21 protein-coding genes and 2 tRNA genes are annotated in these 17214 nt (G+C 63.2%); 8 read left to right on the top strand and 15 right to left on the bottom strand.

The genetic code is table 11. The features are described 5' to 3' along the window. Position 1: 1 nt before the first annotated feature. Together HBA99_RS01285 and HBA99_RS01280 are read right to left on the bottom strand one after the other, a co-directional pair. Positions 2-934, bottom strand: a complete 933-nt coding sequence (locus HBA99_RS01285) for an ABC transporter substrate-binding protein (protein WP_070923277.1) — start codon at positions 932-934, stop codon at positions 2-4. 63 nt (positions 935-997) lie between these two features. After that, positions 998-1618 (bottom strand): TetR/AcrR family transcriptional regulator, encoded by a 621-nt coding sequence (locus HBA99_RS01280; RefSeq protein WP_070951675.1) that lies wholly within the window; start codon positions 1616-1618, stop codon positions 998-1000. A gap of 71 nt (positions 1619-1689) precedes the next feature. Here HBA99_RS01280 and HBA99_RS01275 point away from each other — a divergent pair, with 71 nt between their 5' ends. The 4 genes from HBA99_RS01275 to HBA99_RS01260 all read left to right on the top strand — a co-directional run bounded on the left by HBA99_RS01275 (position 1690) and on the right by HBA99_RS01260 (position 5346). Next, entirely contained in the window at positions 1690-2472 is a 783-nt protein-coding gene (locus HBA99_RS01275) for an SDR family oxidoreductase (protein WP_070950301.1), read from the top strand. After that, positions 2469-3551 carry an NAD(P)H-dependent amine dehydrogenase family protein gene (locus tag HBA99_RS01270; protein ID WP_030096060.1) on the top strand — a complete coding sequence of 361 codons (1083 nt, stop codon included), beginning with the start codon at positions 2469-2471 and terminating at the stop codon, positions 3549-3551. Before HBA99_RS01275 ends, HBA99_RS01270 begins: the two co-directional genes overlap by 4 nt. A 103-nt stretch (positions 3552-3654) precedes the next feature. Continuing rightward, the gene (locus tag HBA99_RS01265; RefSeq protein ID WP_030096061.1) at positions 3655-4023 is read left to right on the top strand and encodes a LapA family protein; all 369 of its coding nucleotides are present in this window, start codon (positions 3655-3657) and stop codon (positions 4021-4023) included. A gap of 21 nt (positions 4024-4044) precedes the next feature. Beyond that, complete coding sequence (locus HBA99_RS01260; RefSeq protein WP_030096062.1) at positions 4045-5346, top strand: threonine/serine exporter family protein; 1302 nt, start codon at positions 4045-4047, stop codon at positions 5344-5346. Here the strand turns inward: HBA99_RS01260 and HBA99_RS01255 are convergent. Next, the gene (locus tag HBA99_RS01255; protein WP_030096063.1) at positions 5330-6571 is read right to left on the bottom strand and encodes an acyl-CoA dehydrogenase family protein; all 1242 of its coding nucleotides are present in this window, start codon (positions 6569-6571) and stop codon (positions 5330-5332) included. The genes HBA99_RS01260 and HBA99_RS01255 overlap by 17 nt on opposite strands. Positions 6572-6619: 48 nt before the next feature. Between HBA99_RS01255 and HBA99_RS01250 the strand changes: the two genes are divergently transcribed. Together HBA99_RS01250 and HBA99_RS01245 are read left to right on the top strand one after the other, a co-directional pair. Next, positions 6620-7312 (top strand): SHOCT domain-containing protein, encoded by a 693-nt coding sequence (locus tag HBA99_RS01250; RefSeq protein WP_030096064.1) that lies wholly within the window; start codon positions 6620-6622, stop codon positions 7310-7312. A 17-nt stretch (positions 7313-7329) separates the two neighbouring features. Then, the gene (locus HBA99_RS01245) at positions 7330-8001 is read left to right on the top strand and encodes a histidine phosphatase family protein (RefSeq protein ID WP_030096065.1); all 672 of its coding nucleotides are present in this window, start codon (positions 7330-7332) and stop codon (positions 7999-8001) included. Here the strand turns inward: HBA99_RS01245 and HBA99_RS01240 are convergent. The 5 genes from HBA99_RS01240 to HBA99_RS01220 all read right to left on the bottom strand — a co-directional run bounded on the left by HBA99_RS01240 (position 7998) and on the right by HBA99_RS01220 (position 12655). Next, complete coding sequence (locus HBA99_RS01240; protein WP_070951676.1) at positions 7998-8507, bottom strand: hypothetical protein; 510 nt, start codon at positions 8505-8507, stop codon at positions 7998-8000. The genes HBA99_RS01245 and HBA99_RS01240 overlap by 4 nt on opposite strands. Next, the gene (locus tag HBA99_RS01235; protein WP_030096067.1) at positions 8504-10402 is read right to left on the bottom strand and encodes an alpha/beta hydrolase; all 1899 of its coding nucleotides are present in this window, start codon (positions 10400-10402) and stop codon (positions 8504-8506) included. The genes HBA99_RS01240 and HBA99_RS01235 overlap by 4 nt, the downstream gene beginning before the upstream one ends. After that, complete coding sequence (locus tag HBA99_RS01230) at positions 10402-10695, bottom strand: hypothetical protein (RefSeq protein ID WP_070951677.1); 294 nt, start codon at positions 10693-10695, stop codon at positions 10402-10404. The genes HBA99_RS01235 and HBA99_RS01230 overlap by 1 nt, the downstream gene beginning before the upstream one ends. Positions 10696-10763: 68 nt before the next feature. Then, entirely contained in the window at positions 10764-12353 is a 1590-nt protein-coding gene (locus tag HBA99_RS01225) for a GMC family oxidoreductase (RefSeq protein ID WP_070950304.1), read from the bottom strand. Positions 12354-12430: 77 nt separating this feature from the next. Further along, a complete protein-coding gene (locus tag HBA99_RS01220) occupies positions 12431-12655 on the bottom strand; it encodes a hypothetical protein (RefSeq protein ID WP_044104904.1) in 225 nt (74 codons plus the stop codon). Positions 12656-12768: 113 nt separating this feature from the next. Here HBA99_RS01220 and HBA99_RS01215 point away from each other — a divergent pair, with 113 nt between their 5' ends. After that, positions 12769-13374: a TetR/AcrR family transcriptional regulator gene (locus tag HBA99_RS01215; protein ID WP_070923272.1), complete on the top strand. Its 606-nt coding sequence runs from the start codon at positions 12769-12771 to the stop codon at positions 13372-13374. A 44-nt stretch (positions 13375-13418) separates the two neighbouring features. Here the strand turns inward: HBA99_RS01215 and HBA99_RS01210 are convergent, their stop codons facing one another. Together HBA99_RS01210 and HBA99_RS01205 are read right to left on the bottom strand one after the other, a co-directional pair. Further along, positions 13419-13916, bottom strand: a complete 498-nt coding sequence (locus tag HBA99_RS01210) for a DinB family protein (RefSeq protein WP_070923271.1) — start codon at positions 13914-13916, stop codon at positions 13419-13421. 68 nt (positions 13917-13984) lie between these two features. Then, entirely contained in the window at positions 13985-14416 is a 432-nt protein-coding gene (locus tag HBA99_RS01205; RefSeq protein WP_057968918.1) for an SRPBCC family protein, read from the bottom strand. Between the two features lie 225 nt (positions 14417-14641). Here HBA99_RS01205 and HBA99_RS01200 point away from each other — a divergent pair, with 225 nt between their 5' ends. Beyond that, positions 14642-14848: a hypothetical protein gene (locus HBA99_RS01200; protein ID WP_057969751.1), complete on the top strand. Its 207-nt coding sequence runs from the start codon at positions 14642-14644 to the stop codon at positions 14846-14848. Here HBA99_RS01200 and HBA99_RS01195 read toward each other — a convergent pair. The 5 genes from HBA99_RS01195 to HBA99_RS01175 form a co-directional block, all read right to left on the bottom strand. After that, positions 14845-15288 (bottom strand): hypothetical protein, encoded by a 444-nt coding sequence (locus HBA99_RS01195; RefSeq protein WP_109418764.1) that lies wholly within the window; start codon positions 15286-15288, stop codon positions 14845-14847. The genes HBA99_RS01200 and HBA99_RS01195 overlap by 4 nt on opposite strands. Before the next feature lie 56 nt (positions 15289-15344). Next, positions 15345-16439, bottom strand: coding sequence for a hypothetical protein (locus tag HBA99_RS01190; RefSeq protein ID WP_070923270.1), 1095 nt, complete (start codon positions 16437-16439; stop codon positions 15345-15347). Next, complete coding sequence (locus HBA99_RS01185) at positions 16436-16747, bottom strand: WXG100 family type VII secretion target (protein ID WP_070950306.1); 312 nt, start codon at positions 16745-16747, stop codon at positions 16436-16438. Before HBA99_RS01185 ends, HBA99_RS01190 begins: the two co-directional genes overlap by 4 nt. A 234-nt stretch (positions 16748-16981) precedes the next feature. Further along, positions 16982-17057: transfer RNA gene (locus HBA99_RS01180), tRNA-Arg, on the bottom strand. Positions 17058-17105: 48 nt separating this feature from the next. After that, positions 17106-17194, bottom strand: a tRNA-Ser gene (locus tag HBA99_RS01175). Between the last annotated feature and the right edge of the window lie 20 nt (positions 17195-17214).

Here is a 17214-nt window from a genome sequence, read left to right as displayed (position 1 = left end):
ATCAGTTCCCTATCGGTTTGTCGAAACCTTTGTCCGTCAACCACTTCTGCGCAGCTTCCTTGGGGTCGACACCGTTGTTACCGGAGACTTCCGCATTGAGCCTGGTGAGGTCCTCCGTCGTCAAACGCGCGGAGAGTGCGTCGAGCACCTTCTTCAGTTTCTCGGATTTCTTCTGCGCGTTGACCAACGGCACCAGATTGCCCGCCGGGAAGGTGAACTTGGGGTCCTCGAGCACCACCAGATCATGCTCGGCGATGGCCGGCGAGGTGCTGAATATGTTGGCCGCCGTGATCGTTCCGTCCAACAGCGCCCGCACCGTCGCCGGTCCGCCACCATCGCTGATGGCCACGAATCGCGATTCCGGAACATCCAGGCCGTAATTGGCCTTGAGGCCGGCCAACCCGACACTGCGGTGCAGGAACTCCGAAGGTGCGCCGACTGTTACCTCCTCCGAGTGCGCGGCGAGGTCGGCGATGGAGTGCAGGTTCCATCGGTCGGCGGTGGCTCTGGTGACGCACAGCGTGTCGGCGTCCGAGGCCGGTGATGGGGACAGAATGTCCAGATCGCCATCGAGCTTGCGCAGCAGCGCCAGCTCGACATCATCGGGCTTGGTGGCGGTGGCATCCGGATCGAAGTAGCGCAGCAGATTTCCGGTGTAATCGGCGATCAGGTCGATCGAATGGTCCTTAACCGCCGGGATGTAGGTCTCGCGGCTACCGATGCCCAGCTGCCTGGTGATGTCAAAACCATTGGTCTGCAATATCTGTGCATACAGCTCGGCCACGGTCTTAGATTCGGGGAAGTCGGCCGAGCCGACGATCAGGGTGTTGAGGTCACCCGAAAGCGGGCCTCCGCCCAGAGGATTGGCGCTGCCACAGCCACTGAAGACAACCGCTGCCATGACGGCAGCGAAGAGTCGTGCGGCCCTGCGCATCCTCCGACAGTAACCGGGCAACCGCCGTCATGCCCGGCTTTAGCGTCAGGAAGATTCCGGTGGCTAACCCGGCGACGCCGTCGCGGCGGGTCCTTCGGCCGAGCCCGCCAGGAGCTCTGGCAAATATTTAATAACCGCCTCCGCCTGGTCGTCGGGTAGCAGCTGGCGCGCGAGGACATTCGCTCCGATGATCATCAACATGGTGGCGTTGGCCCGGTCGTGGGCCTCCTGCTGACCAACGTCCGGACGCTGTGCACGCATCACCTGCGACAGCAATTCGGCACCCGTCTCGCCGAAGCTTGCCCACAGCGCCTGCCCCAGCTCGGGGTCGGTACGCATCTGGCCGAGAAGGGCGGGGGCGGCCGCGATGACATCGGGTCGCTCGAAGAGTTCCGCTGTGTACGAGCAGGATTGGCGAACCCAGTCGCCCACTCCTGCCGCGGCGCTCATCTCCCGGGTGGGTGCGGTCCAACCGAACACCGCCTCGAAGACCAGGTGCGCACGGGAGGGCCACCGCCGGTACAGCGCGGGCTTGCCCACGCTGGCCCGCTCGGCGATCGCAACCATGGTGGTGGCATCCCACCCCTGCTCCACCAGGAGCTCACGCGCGGCAGCAAGCGCCTTGGTGTCGATATCGGAACTGCGGCGGCGCCCCCTGCCCGCAGGTAACTCGTCAGTAGTCATTGCAAATAACGGTACACCATGTTACGTATTAAGAAGGTTGGTGGCGTGGGTCACAGAGAGAAAGGCAGCCGATGACAGGACTTCTTTCCGGAAAAACGGTGGTGATATCCGGCGTAGGTACCGGATTGGGGCGGGAGGTCGCGCTCAAGGCGCACCAGGACGGCGCAAATGTGGTGCTCGGCGCGCGAACCCAGGAAAACCTCGAAAAACTCTCCGCCGAACTCGATGATTCGGGCAGCACCGCTGCCTGGGCGGTCACCGACATCACCGACGCGTCCGCGTGCCAGGGCCTTATCGACACCGCCGTCGAGCGGTACGGCACGGTAGACGCACTGGTCAATGTCGCCGCAAAAGAGGACGTGTTCGGCGGCATCGAGGGCGCGGATCTGTCCCAGTGGCAGGCGATGCTCAGCACGAATGTCGTGGGCACGCTTCAACTCATTCAGGTGGCCGTCCCGCAGCTGAAGAAGAACGGCGGATCGGTGGTCTTCATCGGATCACAGTCGGCGTTCCATCCGCAGCTACCCCAGTCCGCGTATGCGACATCCAAGGGAGCGTTGCAGAACGCCATGTATCAGCTCGCGAAGGAGCTGGGGCCACACAAGATTCGTCTCAACATGGTGGTGCCGACGTGGATGTATGGCCCGCCGATTCAGCTGTACATCGGCCTGGTCGCCCAGCAGCGCGGCATCACGCAAGAGGAAGTACTGGCCGAGCTGACGGCCAAATTCCCGTTGGGCGAGATGCCCGCCGATGAAGACGTCGCCGATGCGGTGGTGTTCTTCGCATCCGACCGGGCCCGGATGGTGACCGGGCAGACCTTGTTCGTCAACGCAGGAGAGTTTTTCGCATGAGTGATAAGTATCCCGTCATCGTTTGGGGCACAGGGGTTGTCGGCAAGCTGGTGATCCGCGAGCTATTGGACCATCCGGTATTCGAGCTGGCTGCCGTACTGGTGCACGATCCGGCCAAGGACGGTGTGGACGTCGGAACACTGGTCGGTAGCCATCCGACCGGATTGGCCGCCACCACCGACATCGATGCCGCGCTGGGCACCGAGGGCACGGTCGCGTACTTCGGGCCGACGGCGCAGTACGCGCTGGAGAACATCGACAACATGTCCCGGGCACTGCGCAGCGGGCACAACATCGTCTCCACCGCGATGACACCATGGGTGTACCCGCAGGTGTGCCCACCCGAGATGCTCGCCGACATCAAACAGGCCTGCGAGGACGGCCAGACTTCCTGTTTCACCACCGGCATCGACCCCGGCTTCGCCAACGATCTGTTCCCCATGACCCTGCTGGGCGTGGGCGGACGGGTGGATTCTGTTCTGGTACAGGAACTCCTCGACTACCAGTACTACAACGGCGATTTCAGCATGCCGATGGGACTGGGCGCGCCCATGGACCAACCGGCGGTGCTGGAAATCCCCGAGGTGCTGATCCTCGCGTGGGGCCACACCATTCCGATGATCGCCGACGCCGTCGGAGTCAAACTCGACAAGATCGATACCGTCTACGAAAAATGGGCGACGCCAACCGAGATCGCCTACGGCGCGGAACCCAACACCGGCATCATCGAGGCAGGCCACTGTGCCGCGGTGCGATTCGAGATCCGTGGGTGGGTGGGCGGTAAGCCGAAGATCGTCATCGAGCACGTCAACCGGATCACCAATGACACCGCACCGCATTGGCCGCGCGCACAGTCCGTCGACAACGACGCCTACCGCATCGAGATCAAGGGTAGTCCGAACATCACCCAGGAGACGGTGTTCCGCGACGAAGGCACCGGCGACGGCGCGATCGGCGGCTGCCTCGCCACCGGGATGCGGGCCATCAACGCGATACCAGCGGTCATCGGCGCTAAACCGGGCTTCCTGACACCGCTGGATTTGCCGTTGATCGCGGGCCAAGGAACTATCCGCGCCTGACCTGCGCCAAGCGGCGGCTTTTCGCGGTATCCGCGGGGCATTTTCCGCGAAAAGCCGACCGTGGGCGCTTGCAATAACCGCCTATGTAGCAAATGATGGACATATGACCAGTGACCCCGGTACGACTCCGGACTCTCCGGTTGCCGACACCTCCATCGATGTCCCCGTCGGCGAGCAGGCGCCCCTGCCCCCCGCGAAGGCCGTCAAGAAGGAAAATGCGGTCAAGCGGACCCGCGCGGCGGCGACCTGGACCGGCGTCATCCTTGGCCTGCTGATCCTGATTCTGCTGCTGGTGTTCATTCTGCAGAACCTGACGGACACGACCACCCACTTCCTCGCGTGGGAGATCCAGATGCCCCTGGGCATCACGGTGTTGTTCGCGGCCATCACCGGAGCAGCGCTCACCGCACTGGTCGGTGGCGTGCGAATCATCCAGCTGCGGCGCGCGGCGAAGAAGAACCTCAAGGCCTGACACCCGACTACAGTTCGGCGCATGACGGCGCTGACCGGGCGTGGACGGGTACAGACACTTGTCCGGAAGGCTCTCAAGGACAAGCCCGTACCCCTGGCTGACGCCAGGCATTTCGACGACGCCGAAGTCGTGACGATGCTGCGCATGCTCGGTATCGCGATGCTGGAAGTTGGTCAGCCCACCAACCTGGTGTTGGCCAAGTTGCATGACATCGCACCGCAGTACACCGACAAAGAGCTGCGCGCCGTCGTCTTGCCGACGGTGCTGATCATCCAGATCGACGGCGTCACCGGCCAGCTCGAAGTGGAGGAATCCACCCGCAGCACAGCACAGTTGGACCAGGCCGGCCACATCGACACCATCGCCGACATGGCCGTCGCCGGGGCGATCGCCCCGGCCGACGCGATCGCCCGAATCTACGAGATCCGCTGTTTGAAACCACGTTTCGGGACGGTCGTCACCGTCATCGGACACACCATCTTGACCCTCGGCTTCGGGCTTGCCCTAGCACCGACCTCCTCGGCTCTGCCCGCCTATCTGGTGCTGGGCCTGATCGTCGGCGTCCTGATGCTGGCCACCAACCCCATGCCCACCCTCGCCGCCACCATGCCCGCCGTCGCCGCCTTCGTGGTGACGGTCATCAGCACGTTCATCGTGGCGAACGTGCCCAGCGAGGGGCTTGCCCGCGTGTTGGCGCCCGCCCTGATCGCCGTGCTGCCCGGGGTGACCCTCACCATCGGGGCGCTGGAGCTGACAAGCACCCAGCTGATGGCCGGGTCCACGCGCATCGTGTACGGCATCGCGCAGCTGATGCTGCTGGCATTCGGGGTGGTGATCGGCGTGAAAGTCGCTGGACCGCCTGAGCCCTCGCCGCTGGGACCGCCGCTGGGCAGCTGGACGATCGCCCTGGCCGTACCTGTTATAGCGGTGGGGTTTTACCTGTACAAGTCCGCGCCCCGCGGATCACTGATCTGGTTGGTGCTGGCGATCGGGGTCGCCATGCTGGGACAGCGCCTCGGCGGTCTCTTTCTGGCACCTGCCATGACGGGCTTCATCGGAGCGGTCGCTGTCGTTCCCTTCGCCTTGTTCGCGGCACGCTTCAAGGGGGCGCCTTCGGCAATCGTGTTGCTACTGGCCGCCTTCTGGTGCCTGGTTCCCGGCGCGTTGAGCTTCGTGAACGTCAGCGAGGTCGCGGCCACCGGACATGCGAACCTCACCGCACTGCTCGATACCTGCATGGCGATCTTCTCGATCGCGCTGGGGCTTCTGGTGGGGGCGAGCCTGCACCGCGGGATGCGTTACGCGCTCACTGTCCGTCGGTAGCGTATTTCGCCAGCTCGATCCGGGCCACGACACCGCGATGCACCTCGTCGGGACCGTCGGCCAGCCGCAGTGCGCGGGCGTTGACCCACGCGGCCGCCAACGGGAAATCGTTGGAAAGTCCTCCACCACCGTGGATTTGGATAGCCATATCGATGACCTGCTGAGCCATGTTCGGTGCGGCCACCTTGATTTCGGATACCGCCGACAGCGCGCCCATGATGCCCACGGTGTCCAGCAGCCAGGCAGCATGCAGCACCAGCAGCCGGGTCTGGTTGATGGCAATGCGAGCGTCGGCGATGCGCTCCCGGTTTCCGCCCAGGTTCACCAACGGTTTTCCGAACGCGGTGCGGTCCAGTCCCCGTCGGCACGCATGCTCGAGGGCCACCTCGGCCAGGCCGATCAGGCGCATCGCGTGGTGCACACGGCCCGGCCCCAACCGCCCCTGGGCGATCTCGAATCCCTTGCCCGGTCCCGCGATGAAGGCATCGACGGGCAGCCGTACGTCGTCGAACGACACCACGCCGTGTCCACCCGGCTCGTCGTAGAACCCCATCGTCGGCAGCATCCGTTCGACGGTGACGCCCGGAGTGTCCATCGGGACGAGCACCATCGAGTGGCGCGCGTATCGATGCGCGTCCGGGTCGGTCAACCCCATGAAGATGATCACCTTGCAGTCGGGATGACCGACACCGGTGCTCCACCACTTGCGGCCGTTGATCACCACCTCGTCACCGTCGACGATGGCCGTGGCCGCCATGTTCGTGGCATCAGAGGAAGCCACGTCGGGCTCCGTCATACAAAACGCGGACCGGATATCGCCCTCCAGGAGCGGTTCGAGCCAGACCTCCTTCTGCTCCTGGCTGCCGTACCGGTGCAGCACCTCCATATTTCCCGAATCCGGTGCGTTGCAATTGAACACGGTGGGGGCGAACAGCGACCGTCCCATCTGCTCGGCCAGCGGCGCGTACTCGGAATTGGACAGGCCGCCGCCTAACTCCGGATCCGGCAGGAAGAGGTTCCACAACCCCGCGTTGCGCGCCTTCACCTTCAAACTGTCCAGCTCCGCTGGGACCTCCCACAGCTCGGCCGTCGTGCCGGCGCGCGCACCCAGCAGCGCGTCGTGGTGGGCCAGCACCGTACGTTCCACCGGCATGATCTCCCCGTCGATGAACTCGCGGACGGCGGAGGTCAGTTCGGCGGCACGGGCGGAGGGGGCGAAGTCCATCTGTCCGATGCTAGGGCGGTTGACGCGGCACGTGACAGACTTCGGCACATGAGCATGCGCCGGACCTCGGTACTGGCACTGACCACGATGACCATCGGTGGGGTCATCGGCGTCATCGCCACCCTCATCCTCAACGTTTTCGTGTTCGACAAGTTCGACGCCTACGGCGAGGTGAAGATCCCGGGCAATACCCAGCTGGAATTGCCCGCCGGTGAGGTGACTGTCAGCTTTCACTCCTGGGTGTCCGGCGACAACGGGCTACTCGTCCCCGAGCTCGGCATGTCGCTCTTTCCGCCGCCCGGGGTGGCCGAACCCCAGGTGCGCGAGAGCATCGGAAGCTCGACGACGGTGAACGGCGATGCCCGTCGGCGGGTGTGGGTCGCGCAGATCCCCGCCGCCGGTATCTACAACGTGCAGGTCGACGGTGACGTGAGCGGGTTCGTCAGCCCGCGCCTGGCCTTCGGGCACGGCAGTCCCTATTGGGCGCTCACCTGGGGCTTCGCCGGATTACTCGGAGTGGCAGCGCTCGGCTGGATCGCCTACGTGCTGACGAGAGTGCGTTCCACCCGTTCCTCGCCACCATCACCGCTGAACAATCCGCAGCCCACATCCTCCTATGAACCCAGTGACGACGGTGTGCGCATCGAACAACTTAAATCCCTTGCTGCCCTGAGAGATTCCGGAGCGCTTACCGAAGCCGAGTTCGAGGCCGAGAAGCGGCGAGTCCTCGGCGGCGGCTAGTCGATACGATTGCCCGCATGGGCGTCATCTACCTGGTCCGGCACGGTCAGGCTGCCAACTACTCCAGCAGCCCCGATAGCCCGCTGACCAGCGCCGGACAGCGACAGGCCGATACCGTGGCAGCCGAGCTCGCCCGCCGCGGCCTGAGCGGCACCCGGCTCCTGCACGGCGGAATGAAGCGACAGCGGCAGACCGGCGAGGCCATCGCGCTCGCGCTGGGATCCGAGCCGCAGCAGGATGACCGCTGGGACGAATACGACTACAAGGAGATCGTCGGCAATTCGCGGATGCGACGTCTGGCGTCGGTGAACACCGTCAAGAGCCTGGCCAAGGGTGACACGCAGGCCATCCTGGAGGACGGTCTGGCGCAATGGGCCAGCACCGATCCCTCCGGCGGATACGCGGAGAGCTACACCAGGTTTCAGCAGCGCGTGCTCGACGCCATGTCCGATGCCGCCAAACGTGACGGTGACACCGTGGTGGCCACCTCAGCCGGGGTCATCGGGATGATCGTCGCCGATCTGTGGGGCGGAAATGTCTCGAATTGGCTTACTGCACAACGTGTTGTCGTCAATTCTTCGATCACGTCACTGGTCAACGGTAAGCGCGGCTTAAGCCTGCTCTCCTTCAATGACCACACCCACCTGATCGGCGACGGCGGCAACAGGGATCTGGTGACCTACCGCTAGTCCTCGTTGGCGCAGGGAGACGACGCGGTGACGACGTACACCCGAACCCCATTGCCGCGAATGTCTTCGCGGCAGCTCACGATGTAGCCGGCGTCATCACGGTAGGTCCGGCTGTTCACCGGCTCAGGCTCCGGCCGCTTGCTTTCTTGACGACGAAAGCCCTTACTGGACAGCGATTCGAGGCGATCCAGCACGCCCGAGATCAGCTCCGGGGTCGGGTCCGCGAAATCGCGCTGCAGGCGCAACCACCACGGCGGCCCCTCCGGGAGGGCCGAGTTGTAGCTCGTGCGGCAGCCCATCCGCTCGACGTCGTTGACACCCGGCTGCACCTTCTCCGCCGTGACGAACGACAAATTCTCGGCCGTGACCCGCAGCGCATCGGACATTTTGACCGTCGTGGGTTCCATGCTCGTACTACCTCCTTGCTCGCCGCCCGCACCGGGATTGCACGAAACCGCAGTCAGCATCGTCAGCCCCGCCACCGCAATCGTCCATGCGCGCCTCATCGGACCTGCACCTTCCGGCCGAGACCGGGGTTGTCGGTGACGTGCGGATTGCCGTAGGGGTCTTCCCATTTGGGATTGGTCGGCAACGTGATCGGGCCGATCTTGGCCCCCGACAACCATTGATCGCCGTACGCCTTGGCGATGTCCTTCACCGATTCGTTCAGGCTGCTGTCGTCTCCGAGGTTGATGTCGACGTTGTTCGACTCGATACCCCGTTCGACGTACGTGGTCACCTCACCGCCCCTGATCACGTTCGCCATGTTCTGGAACGCATCAGATTTCGGGTCGTCCCAGTAGCTGCCGTGCCCCTTGGGGCCGAACACCACCTCGCCAGGATGATCCTTGTTGTCGTCGCTGTAGTAGCCGGTGTCCAGCCGGGTGACGCCGGGAATCGAATCCGGGTCTCCACCAAGCGGATTACCCGCGTGCGGATTACCGATATCGCCGTCCGGCGCCCGTGGAATCACCGGCGGCAGATCCAGATTCACCCCGGGGAACGGGGAGAATCTGGTGGGGATATCGCTGTCACGGGGCGCGAGTTGTGCTGCGCCGATGAGGTCGCCGGGGGCAGTCATGGAGAACCGCTGCACATTCGGGTTGGGGTTATGCCACTCGGTGCTGAGGATGCCCGTGCCGGCGGACGAGGCGTACAACACGCGGTCGGCGCGCAGACCCATCTGTTCGGCGGTGCCGACAACAGAGCCGCCATACGAGTGTCCGATGTACGTGGTTGGCGTACCCGGCGCATGGCGGGCGACCTCGGCGTCGAGTTCCTTGCCGAACGAGACGAGTTGCGGCGCCATTGCCAATCCGTAGGACGGGTCAGTCGCCTTGTCCAGCCCCTGCGGAAAATCGTTCTCCATATAGAGGAAGACCGGCGACCCGCTCTGCTTGGCCAGGTTGACGGCCGAGTCGTGGTTGCTTCTGCTGCCGTTGAGGTTGGTGTTGGTGCCGGGCACGTAGACCCCGACGCCGGGTGCGCCGGGCTTGAGGTCGCCGATCTGCTCAATCATCCGGCCGTTGCCTTCTGTCGAGAACATCACGAACTTGCGATCGATCTTGAAGTCGGCGGGCGAGCCTCCGGCAGGGATCGTCGCGAACGGATCATTCATCGGTTCGAGCATCGCCCGGAGCTGATCGACGCGGGCTTGATTGGGTGACGGGTTCTGCAGCTCGTCGGTGAGCGCGTTCCTGATGTTGATCTCATTGGCGTCCGCGCGGACATCGAAGGGAACACCGTTGGTGTTCCCCATGAACTCGGGATCGGCGATGACCATCTGGTGCACCGTCTCGGGGGGCAGACCCTCCAGGAACGCGCGGCGCTCTTGCTCGGACATGCCGCGAACCCGGTCGACCAGTGCATCGGGATCGATCTTCTCGCCCGTCGGCAGCGTGACATCCTGCTGTCCGTCGCGCATGGCCTCCAGGTCGTTGACGGCCTCCCGCAGCTTCCGGCCGTACAACTCGTCCAGACGGGCCACCTCGTCGAGGCCCGCCTGAATCCGGCGCTGGTGGTCGGCGGCCGCCTGTGCCTTCGCAGAATCCGGGTGGCTGACTTCTCCGGTATCGGTGACCGTGAACCCTTCGGCGACCGCAGCGTCCACGTCTTGAAGCGTGTATTCCTTGGCGTGCTTAAGAGTTCGTCCCGCGTCCTCGGCGTCATCGGATAACCGGTTCAGGACATTCCGGACCTCGCGACCGTGGTCGAGCTCCTGGTCGACCTTGATCCGGGCCGCGTCGTGCGTCTTGCCAAACCAGCCCGATGCGTCGTTGAAGACGCGGTCGCACGAGTCCAAGGACGCATCCAGCGTCCGGGCGTTGTCGCGGGCGATGTCAGCGGCCTTGCTGAGCGCGTCGAGATTCCAGCCGCGGAGCTCACTGATCGTCGGGCGCATCAGCGTGGCTTCAGCGCATCGAGCGACGTGGCGGTCTTCTCGTCCTGCGCCGTAACGTTGGTGGCGAAGGTATCGACGAGCCCTGCCATGTCGGAGAACCTGCGGGCAATCGAGGACATCGCCTTGATTCCGGGCGAGGCGGTGTCACGAATGGCAGCCAGGACTTCGCTTCCCGAACCCGAGGCATCCTGAAATGACGTCCATGGCATGTCGTTGATGTGCAGCGTCTCACCCAGCCATGTCTTGGAAATGGCCGCGAGCTCCTCGGTCCGGACACCGAACTCGTCGCTCATGATTTCCCTCCGCTAACTCCTCAACTGCTGACTCTATCCAGTCAGACGTTCGGAGACGCGGATCGGTTTCATGCTTGTGGAGAAAGAATTAAATCGGCAGCTTTCTCACCGAGCAACACCGACGGAGCGTGCGTGTGACCACGGATGAGGCTCGGGATCACCGAGGCGTCGACCACCCGAAGTCCCTGCACACCGCGCACCGTGAGATCCGGAGCAACCACGCTGGCCTCGTCCGCACCCATCCGGCAGGTAGCCACGGGGTGATAGAGGGTGTGTGAGTTGCTCTGCAGCGCGGCGACGAGCGTCTCCTCCAGATTGTCGCTGGGATTCCTCGGCCGCAGGATCTTGCCGAGTATCGCCCGCATCGACGGCGTCTCGGCGATACGGGCGGTGGTCCGCAGCCCGAACATCATCGCGGCTCGGTCCTGTCCGGCGCTGTCACTGAGGTAACGCGGGTCGATGCGCGGCTTGGCCAGCGGATCGGGCGAGGTCAGCGTGATCTCACCGCTGCTCTCCGGCTTGAGCAGGATCGGGCCCATCACGATGGCGTGCTCGGTGGCCTCCCCGAGGCCTTCATCGAAGAAAGGTGCGGGGGCGAAGATCAGCTCCAGGTCGGGTAGTGCGAGATCGGCCCGGCTGCGCAGGAATCCGTAGGCCTCGCCGACATTCGAGGTGAGCATGCCGCGATGGCGCAGGAAGTAGTTGGCGAGCTGTAGCGGCTTTTCCGCGCTGTACAGCGAGTCGGCCTCGACCGCGTAACCCACCGGGCAGCACAGGTGGTCGAGCAGATTCTGGCCCACCTGCGGGGCGTCGTGCACGATCGGGATTCCCAACTCACCAAGGTGCTTGGCATCACCGATACCCGAAAGCATCAGCAGCTGAGGAGAATTGATGGCGCCGCCGCTCAAGATCACCTCGCGCCGCGCGCGCACGGTGTGTGTGATGCCGTCGCGCACGTACTCCACACCGATGGCTCTGGTGCCGTCGAACAGCACCCGGCGCACCTGGGCCTCGGTAACCACGTTCAGGTTCCGGCGCCGCAGGCCCGGCCTGAGGTAGCCGTCCGCGGTGCTCCACCGGCGTCCGCCGCTCTGGCACACCATGGTCTCCGAGAAACCCTTGGGTTCAGGAGTATTGGCCCGCTCGACATCGAATCCGGCTTCCTTGACGGCCTCCAGCCACGCCGCGGTGCTGGAGCGGGGGCTGCGCTGTTTGGAGATCTTCAGCGCGCCCTCGGTGCCCTCGTCGCTTTCGGTCGCGCCCTCCACCGTCTCGATGCGCTTGAAGTAGGGGGCGACGTTCGCGAACGACCACTGATCACCGGCCACCGCCGCCCAGTCGTCGTAGTCGGCCGCGAATCCACGGACCCACATCATCGCGTTCATGGACGACGAGCCGCCCAGCGTTTTGCCTCGCGGCCAATAGATCTGGCGGTTGTTCAGCTGCGGTTGTGGTTCGGTGAGGTAGTCCCAGTCGACATCGCTGCGGAACAGCTTCGAGAACGCGGCGGGAATGTGGATTCCCATGTCCTTGTCCTTGGGCCCCGCCTCCAGAACCAGCACCTGGTCGTTGGTGCGTTCGGCGAGCCGGGTGGCCAGCGGAGCCCCCGCCGATCCGGCGCCCACGATGACGTAGTCAGCTGTCAGGTCCTCAACCATGGTGGCGACGCTAGCGGACTGGACACCGTGCCGGGAAGCTTCTGGTACGGGACGTCCCAGGTGCCACCCTTGCGCGCCTATGGGTACACCCGATAGCAGTTCGTGCCCCCGATGCCGAGCACGTACACGGTGTCGCATCGAGTGAAGCTGCCATCGGGCGCGAAGTCGGATTCGCACACGCCGCCGCCGTTACCCCACACCACAACCTTGCCGCAGGGCGCCGCCGCAGCGGGACCGGCAAGGGCAATGCCCCCGGCCGCCAGTACGGCGGCGATGCCCAGGGAAGCCAGTGCTTTCCTCATGTCAATCGCCTCTTCTTCGTGCCCCCGGCCTCACCGCGATGCCGGACATACCCGTAGAACGCTTCCGTTTTTGGAAAAGTTTCCTAAAAAGGAAGGTTTGTTACGATGGCCACATGCCACCGCCCAATGGCCTGCGCGAGCAGAAGAAATCCGAGACCAAGCTGGCGTTGAGTCGCGCCGCACTGGAGCTGGCGCTGGAACGCGGGGATCTCGCCGCCGTCACCGTCGACGAGATCGCCGACGCGGTGCGCGTCTCGTCCCGCACGTTCCGCAACTACTTCACCAGCAAGGAAGACGCCGTACTGTTTTTGATGCGCCAATACGGGGACACGGGAGTGGAGCTGCTGTGCTCACGCCCCGACGATGAACCGATCATCGATTCACTCGAGGCAACCATGCTGGGCCTGGTCACGTCCGAGGCCGTAGATACCGTTGTCGCAGTCACGCGCCTTGCCAAGCTGAGCCCGGGATTGGCCGCCCATGCCGCGGCAGAACCGAGCAATGAAGACGGCTCCGTGCTTTCCGAAGTCGCACGGCGTACCGGCCTGGACCGAGACCTCGACCTGTACCCGCGCCTGGTCTGCAATGCCGCCTACGCGGTGCTTTCCACGATCATCCAGTTGGCAAGCACCGACGCTGGACTACAGGGAGAACCCGAAGAGCTTGTCCGACAGGGCTTCCGCCAGCTGCGCGGCGGGCTATCGACACCCAGGGCCTAGCACGGGTCGCGTGGCGCAGACACCATGCAGTTCGGCGGACCGGACTACCGCTGCGCGATGACCTGCTCTCGCAAGATGTCAGCGTGGCCGCAATGCTGTGCCAACTCCCTAAGCACGTGCAAGTACACCCAGCGCAGGGGCAATGGACCGCGTCTGTTCCCCATGACCAGATCGTCCAATGCAAGTGGAGCAACCCGTTGCCTCGATGCGGCACAAACCTCGCGGTATCGGCGCTGTACAGACGAGATGTCATCTGCGGGTTCCAGAAGGAACGACTCGTCGGGGGTCGATGGAAGTCTCAGATCAGCGCGGGAGCGACATGTGACCGCCTCGTTGAACCACACCTCCTCCACAAACGTCACATGCTTGACCAAACCCAGGAGCGTGGTGCGGGAAGGAACCAGCGAGCACCGGGCCTCCTCCTCAGTCAAACCGTCGAGACAATCGTGGAGCAAGGACCTGTGCTCATCGAGGAACACATGGAACTGATCGCGAAGGCACGCGCCGAACGTAGCCGACTCCGTCGTACGCGCCGCTGTCATGCCGGAAGTCTATCGACGCAGGTAACGCCGTCTCGCAAGGCGCAGCGAACCCATGCACTCTCTCCGGATCACGGGCGCGGCTGGTCCAACAATTTGGCGATGCCGTACAACTCGGTCGCCTGAATCTCTTTGACGACCCGGAGCAGAATCCGTTCATCGACGTCGTCGAGATTGACGCCCCTATTCGTCACCGTCAACAGAGTGCCGCCCTCGTGCTCGCGAAAGGCCACATGACGTGTCCATCGCGCCGACTGGCCTGTAGACGCGTGGGCTAGCAGACCCAAGGTCAAATGCTCGTAGGGAACGGCGTCGAGAAACTCAACCTCGAATACGCCGTTGAACCGCGTGCCCACCACGGGAACGGTCGTCATCGTGAAAGCGCTCCCCACGGTGACATCGACCGGTGGGGCATCAGGCTTGCCCCACCACGAAGCCGGATCGACGAGAGCCGACCACACCTCATGGGGTGGGTGCGGGAAATATCGCTGAATCTGTGTCATTGCTTCTCACTCACTCGTGAAGAAGTCCTGGTGCGCCCGAAGGGATTCGAACCCCTAACCTTCTGACATACTCGTGCGTTTGCCTGGGTTCTCCAGAGTACGCTAGCGACGTTGTCGCACATGACTTTCCATCGAATTACCACCGCTGCTATTCATAACCGCACACCTGGGCTCGCGTGCGTTTGAATCAGGAATGTAGCGCCCTAGGTCATATACCCTGGATCCATGGCCCCCCTGCTAACGCTGGTCGGATTGCTCATCTTCGGCGTGGGGATGTTCGTGATGTACAAGACTCGCAACGTCCGTCCCGCGTGGAAAAACCCCGACATGCCGCATCCGTATTTGTACGGTGGCGCACCAGAAATGCCTGCCACCCCGCGTCCACCGTGGCCGGTCGATGAGGACGGTAATCCCATCGAGGAACGACGCTAGAGTTTGGTGTCGGAGGATCCGACCGGGCACCTGATTCGCAGCTTGGCCTCGGCATCTTTGACCTTGCGGACGGCCGCCACAATGTTGTCCGTCGACTCTTTCAGATGCTGCTCTCGGGTCTGCCCTGCCACCGGTTTCCCCAGAAATTGAATCTCCCGCTCGGTAACCTCGTCGGCTGCGTCGGCCATTTGCACCGCAGTACCTTTGACCTCCGGGTCGGAGATCTTCTCGGCGTAATCCCTAAGGGTGGCAGCCCATTTCTGATACATCGGGATCGCTTCGTCTTGTCGGTCAGCGTCTCGTGTCTCGGCCACCTCTTCGTTGTGCTTTTGAATGCGTACCATCTCATCGTCGGAATACCTGAGCAGTTCCCCAACGGTCTGACAGCTCACGTCTGGCGCGGACGGCGCCCACCGCAGCAAGTACACTCCGCCCAGCACCAAAGCCGCTACGGCGATGACAGCTGAGACACTTATCAGAACACTCCTGCGCGACACTAATAGACCTTCTTTACGGCTCCGTTTGCCAGTTCAACTACGCCCCCACTGGGCATTCCGTTGTATTCAGGGAACCGCCACGGCTGCGCGATGGGATACCGGAACGTCTCGGTTGGGAACCTCTTAGATAGATCGGTTATCTCAGTCATTGAGGTGCGCTTCCATTCGCCGAAATCTGTTTGAGTGAACGGTTCGAAGCCATCGACTACTGGCCTGTAGTTGTGTCGCATGTCGTAGACATTGTCTACCCACTGCGCCGTCACATAGTGGCCGTCGACGGGGATCACCTTCCGTATGTCCGTGTAGTCATGTCCCACAAGACGGACGTCGTAGGACTCTTCAAGCACTGTGGGTGGCTTCGATGAGTCCTGTACCCACGGCTTGTTGGAGGTGAACCAATCGGTACCCACGGTGGGGGGCTTATCAAATCCGTTGACACTACCCGGCCCGAATGGATGGAACCCCGTGGCACTGGGAGCCTCTGACAGATCGCCCGTGTGGTTCTGACTAAACACCCAATGGCCGGAGTTATCTGATTTTCCAGGAGGCACAGGGGGTTTCAGCGAATCAGGTATCGGATAGTCCTTGATCTCGTCGGGGCTCCTGAAACCTCCCTCTGGCATGCCGGACGCAAATTGCATATCGGTCGCTCGGCCGGCCTCAAGTATCCGCTTCACCTCATCCTTTATGTCTTGGTACTTCCGCCATGCCCGGTCAAGAGCTTCCTTATGCATGTTGGACATGTCTGCGGGCTTAACTTCGTTGGTCGAGAGGTTCACCTCTACCGCAGGGTATGCATCGGCCTTCTCGAGCATTGCCTTGATGTCTTGGGCGCTCTTAGTGGCGCTTTGTAGCGCGACTTCGGCCATCTGAGCGAGGCCCAGATCGGCAGCTTTCGACTGCTCGAATATCGATACCGTTCGCTTGGTATAGGTGGTGGCAGCCTCGGCGCTCACCCCCTCCCATTCCGACAGTTTGCTTACCGCATCGGCTTCTTCGGCTGCGTTGGCTGTTCCCTTCACCCGCAGGCGGGCAGCCTCGGCTACCTCTTGATACATCTGCGGAGCACGCAACATCAGCTCCAGCGAGATCACTGCTTGCCTACGATCTCACCTGTGGCCTGGGCGTCGAGGTTGTCGGCGTCGACGAACTTGTTAGCGATGCGGACGTGATTCTCCGCATGGGTCGTCAGGTGCTGGTGATGAGAGCGGGTCTCCTCTTCCCACTGCTCCAGCCGCGCTGCCAGTGCCGCTCGAGACTGGCTCTCCCCAAACCCGGCGAGTAAGTCCGACACGGCACCATGGGCTTGCTCGTGCTGGTCTTTCAGATTCCGTGCGATCTCGTGCAGCTTGGCAGCTGACTGGTGCATCTGCTCCGGTGGTACCCCCAGAACTCCCGACATATCGGCTCCCCTCCGACTTGGTGACGTACATCACCCGATTGCCAGGCAGCCTAACACTGCGCTCGTAGTGATACGAGGACTCCGACTGGCCGACGACCCGGGGCCTCACCACCTACAGCGGCAGACCCACGCCCGGATGCACGGGACGCCACTGAGCAGCACCAGGAAGTAGGCCTGAAAGTGGCGGACTATGAGCGACATGGCCCGCTTGATCGATACGCGTTCCTTGATAAATGGTGCGCCCGAAGGGATTCGAACCCCTAACCTTCTGATCCGTAGTCAGATGCTCTATCCGTTGAGCTACGGGCGCGTGCTATTCAATTGTTGCAGGTCAACAGGTTTGGCCTGCAGACCGACGCGGAGGCGAGAGGATTTGAACCTCCGGTCCCCCGTAAAGGGGACAACTCATTAGCAGTGAGTCCCATTCGGCCGCTCTGGCACGCCTCCTGAACTTCCCGAGGGTACCG

The organism is Mycobacteroides chelonae (assembly GCF_016767715.1).
Taxonomy (GTDB): Bacteria; Actinomycetota; Actinomycetes; order Mycobacteriales; family Mycobacteriaceae; genus Mycobacterium; species Mycobacterium gwanakae.
This window is presented reverse-complemented; position numbering and strand designations above follow the sequence as displayed.

Coding starts and splice junctions, on each gene's coding strand:
- HBA99_RS01285 (WP_070923277.1), bottom strand. CDS start 934: ATGCGCAGGGCCGCACGACTCTTCGCTGCCGTCATGGCAGCGGTTGTC.
- HBA99_RS01280 (WP_070951675.1), bottom strand. CDS start 1,618: ATGACTACTGACGAGTTACCTGCGGGCAGGGGGCGCCGCCGCAGTTCC.
- HBA99_RS01275 (WP_070950301.1), top strand. CDS start 1,690: ATGACAGGACTTCTTTCCGGAAAAACGGTGGTGATATCCGGCGTAGGT.
- HBA99_RS01270 (WP_030096060.1), top strand. CDS start 2,469: ATGAGTGATAAGTATCCCGTCATCGTTTGGGGCACAGGGGTTGTCGGC.
- HBA99_RS01265 (WP_030096061.1), top strand. CDS start 3,655: ATGACCAGTGACCCCGGTACGACTCCGGACTCTCCGGTTGCCGACACC.
- HBA99_RS01260 (WP_030096062.1), top strand. CDS start 4,045: ATGACGGCGCTGACCGGGCGTGGACGGGTACAGACACTTGTCCGGAAG.
- HBA99_RS01255 (WP_030096063.1), bottom strand. CDS start 6,571: ATGGACTTCGCCCCCTCCGCCCGTGCCGCCGAACTGACCTCCGCCGTC.
- HBA99_RS01250 (WP_030096064.1), top strand. CDS start 6,620: ATGAGCATGCGCCGGACCTCGGTACTGGCACTGACCACGATGACCATC.
- HBA99_RS01245 (WP_030096065.1), top strand. CDS start 7,330: ATGGGCGTCATCTACCTGGTCCGGCACGGTCAGGCTGCCAACTACTCC.
- HBA99_RS01240 (WP_070951676.1), bottom strand. CDS start 8,507: ATGAGGCGCGCATGGACGATTGCGGTGGCGGGGCTGACGATGCTGACT.
- HBA99_RS01235 (WP_030096067.1), bottom strand. CDS start 10,402: ATGCGCCCGACGATCAGTGAGCTCCGCGGCTGGAATCTCGACGCGCTC.
- HBA99_RS01230 (WP_070951677.1), bottom strand. CDS start 10,695: ATGAGCGACGAGTTCGGTGTCCGGACCGAGGAGCTCGCGGCCATTTCC.
- HBA99_RS01225 (WP_070950304.1), bottom strand. CDS start 12,353: ATGGTTGAGGACCTGACAGCTGACTACGTCATCGTGGGCGCCGGATCG.
- HBA99_RS01220 (WP_044104904.1), bottom strand. CDS start 12,655: ATGAGGAAAGCACTGGCTTCCCTGGGCATCGCCGCCGTACTGGCGGCC.
- HBA99_RS01215 (WP_070923272.1), top strand. CDS start 12,769: ATGCCACCGCCCAATGGCCTGCGCGAGCAGAAGAAATCCGAGACCAAG.
- HBA99_RS01210 (WP_070923271.1), bottom strand. CDS start 13,916: ATGACAGCGGCGCGTACGACGGAGTCGGCTACGTTCGGCGCGTGCCTT.
- HBA99_RS01205 (WP_057968918.1), bottom strand. CDS start 14,416: ATGACACAGATTCAGCGATATTTCCCGCACCCACCCCATGAGGTGTGG.
- HBA99_RS01200 (WP_057969751.1), top strand. CDS start 14,642: ATGGCCCCCCTGCTAACGCTGGTCGGATTGCTCATCTTCGGCGTGGGG.
- HBA99_RS01185 (WP_070950306.1), bottom strand. CDS start 16,747: ATGTCGGGAGTTCTGGGGGTACCACCGGAGCAGATGCACCAGTCAGCT.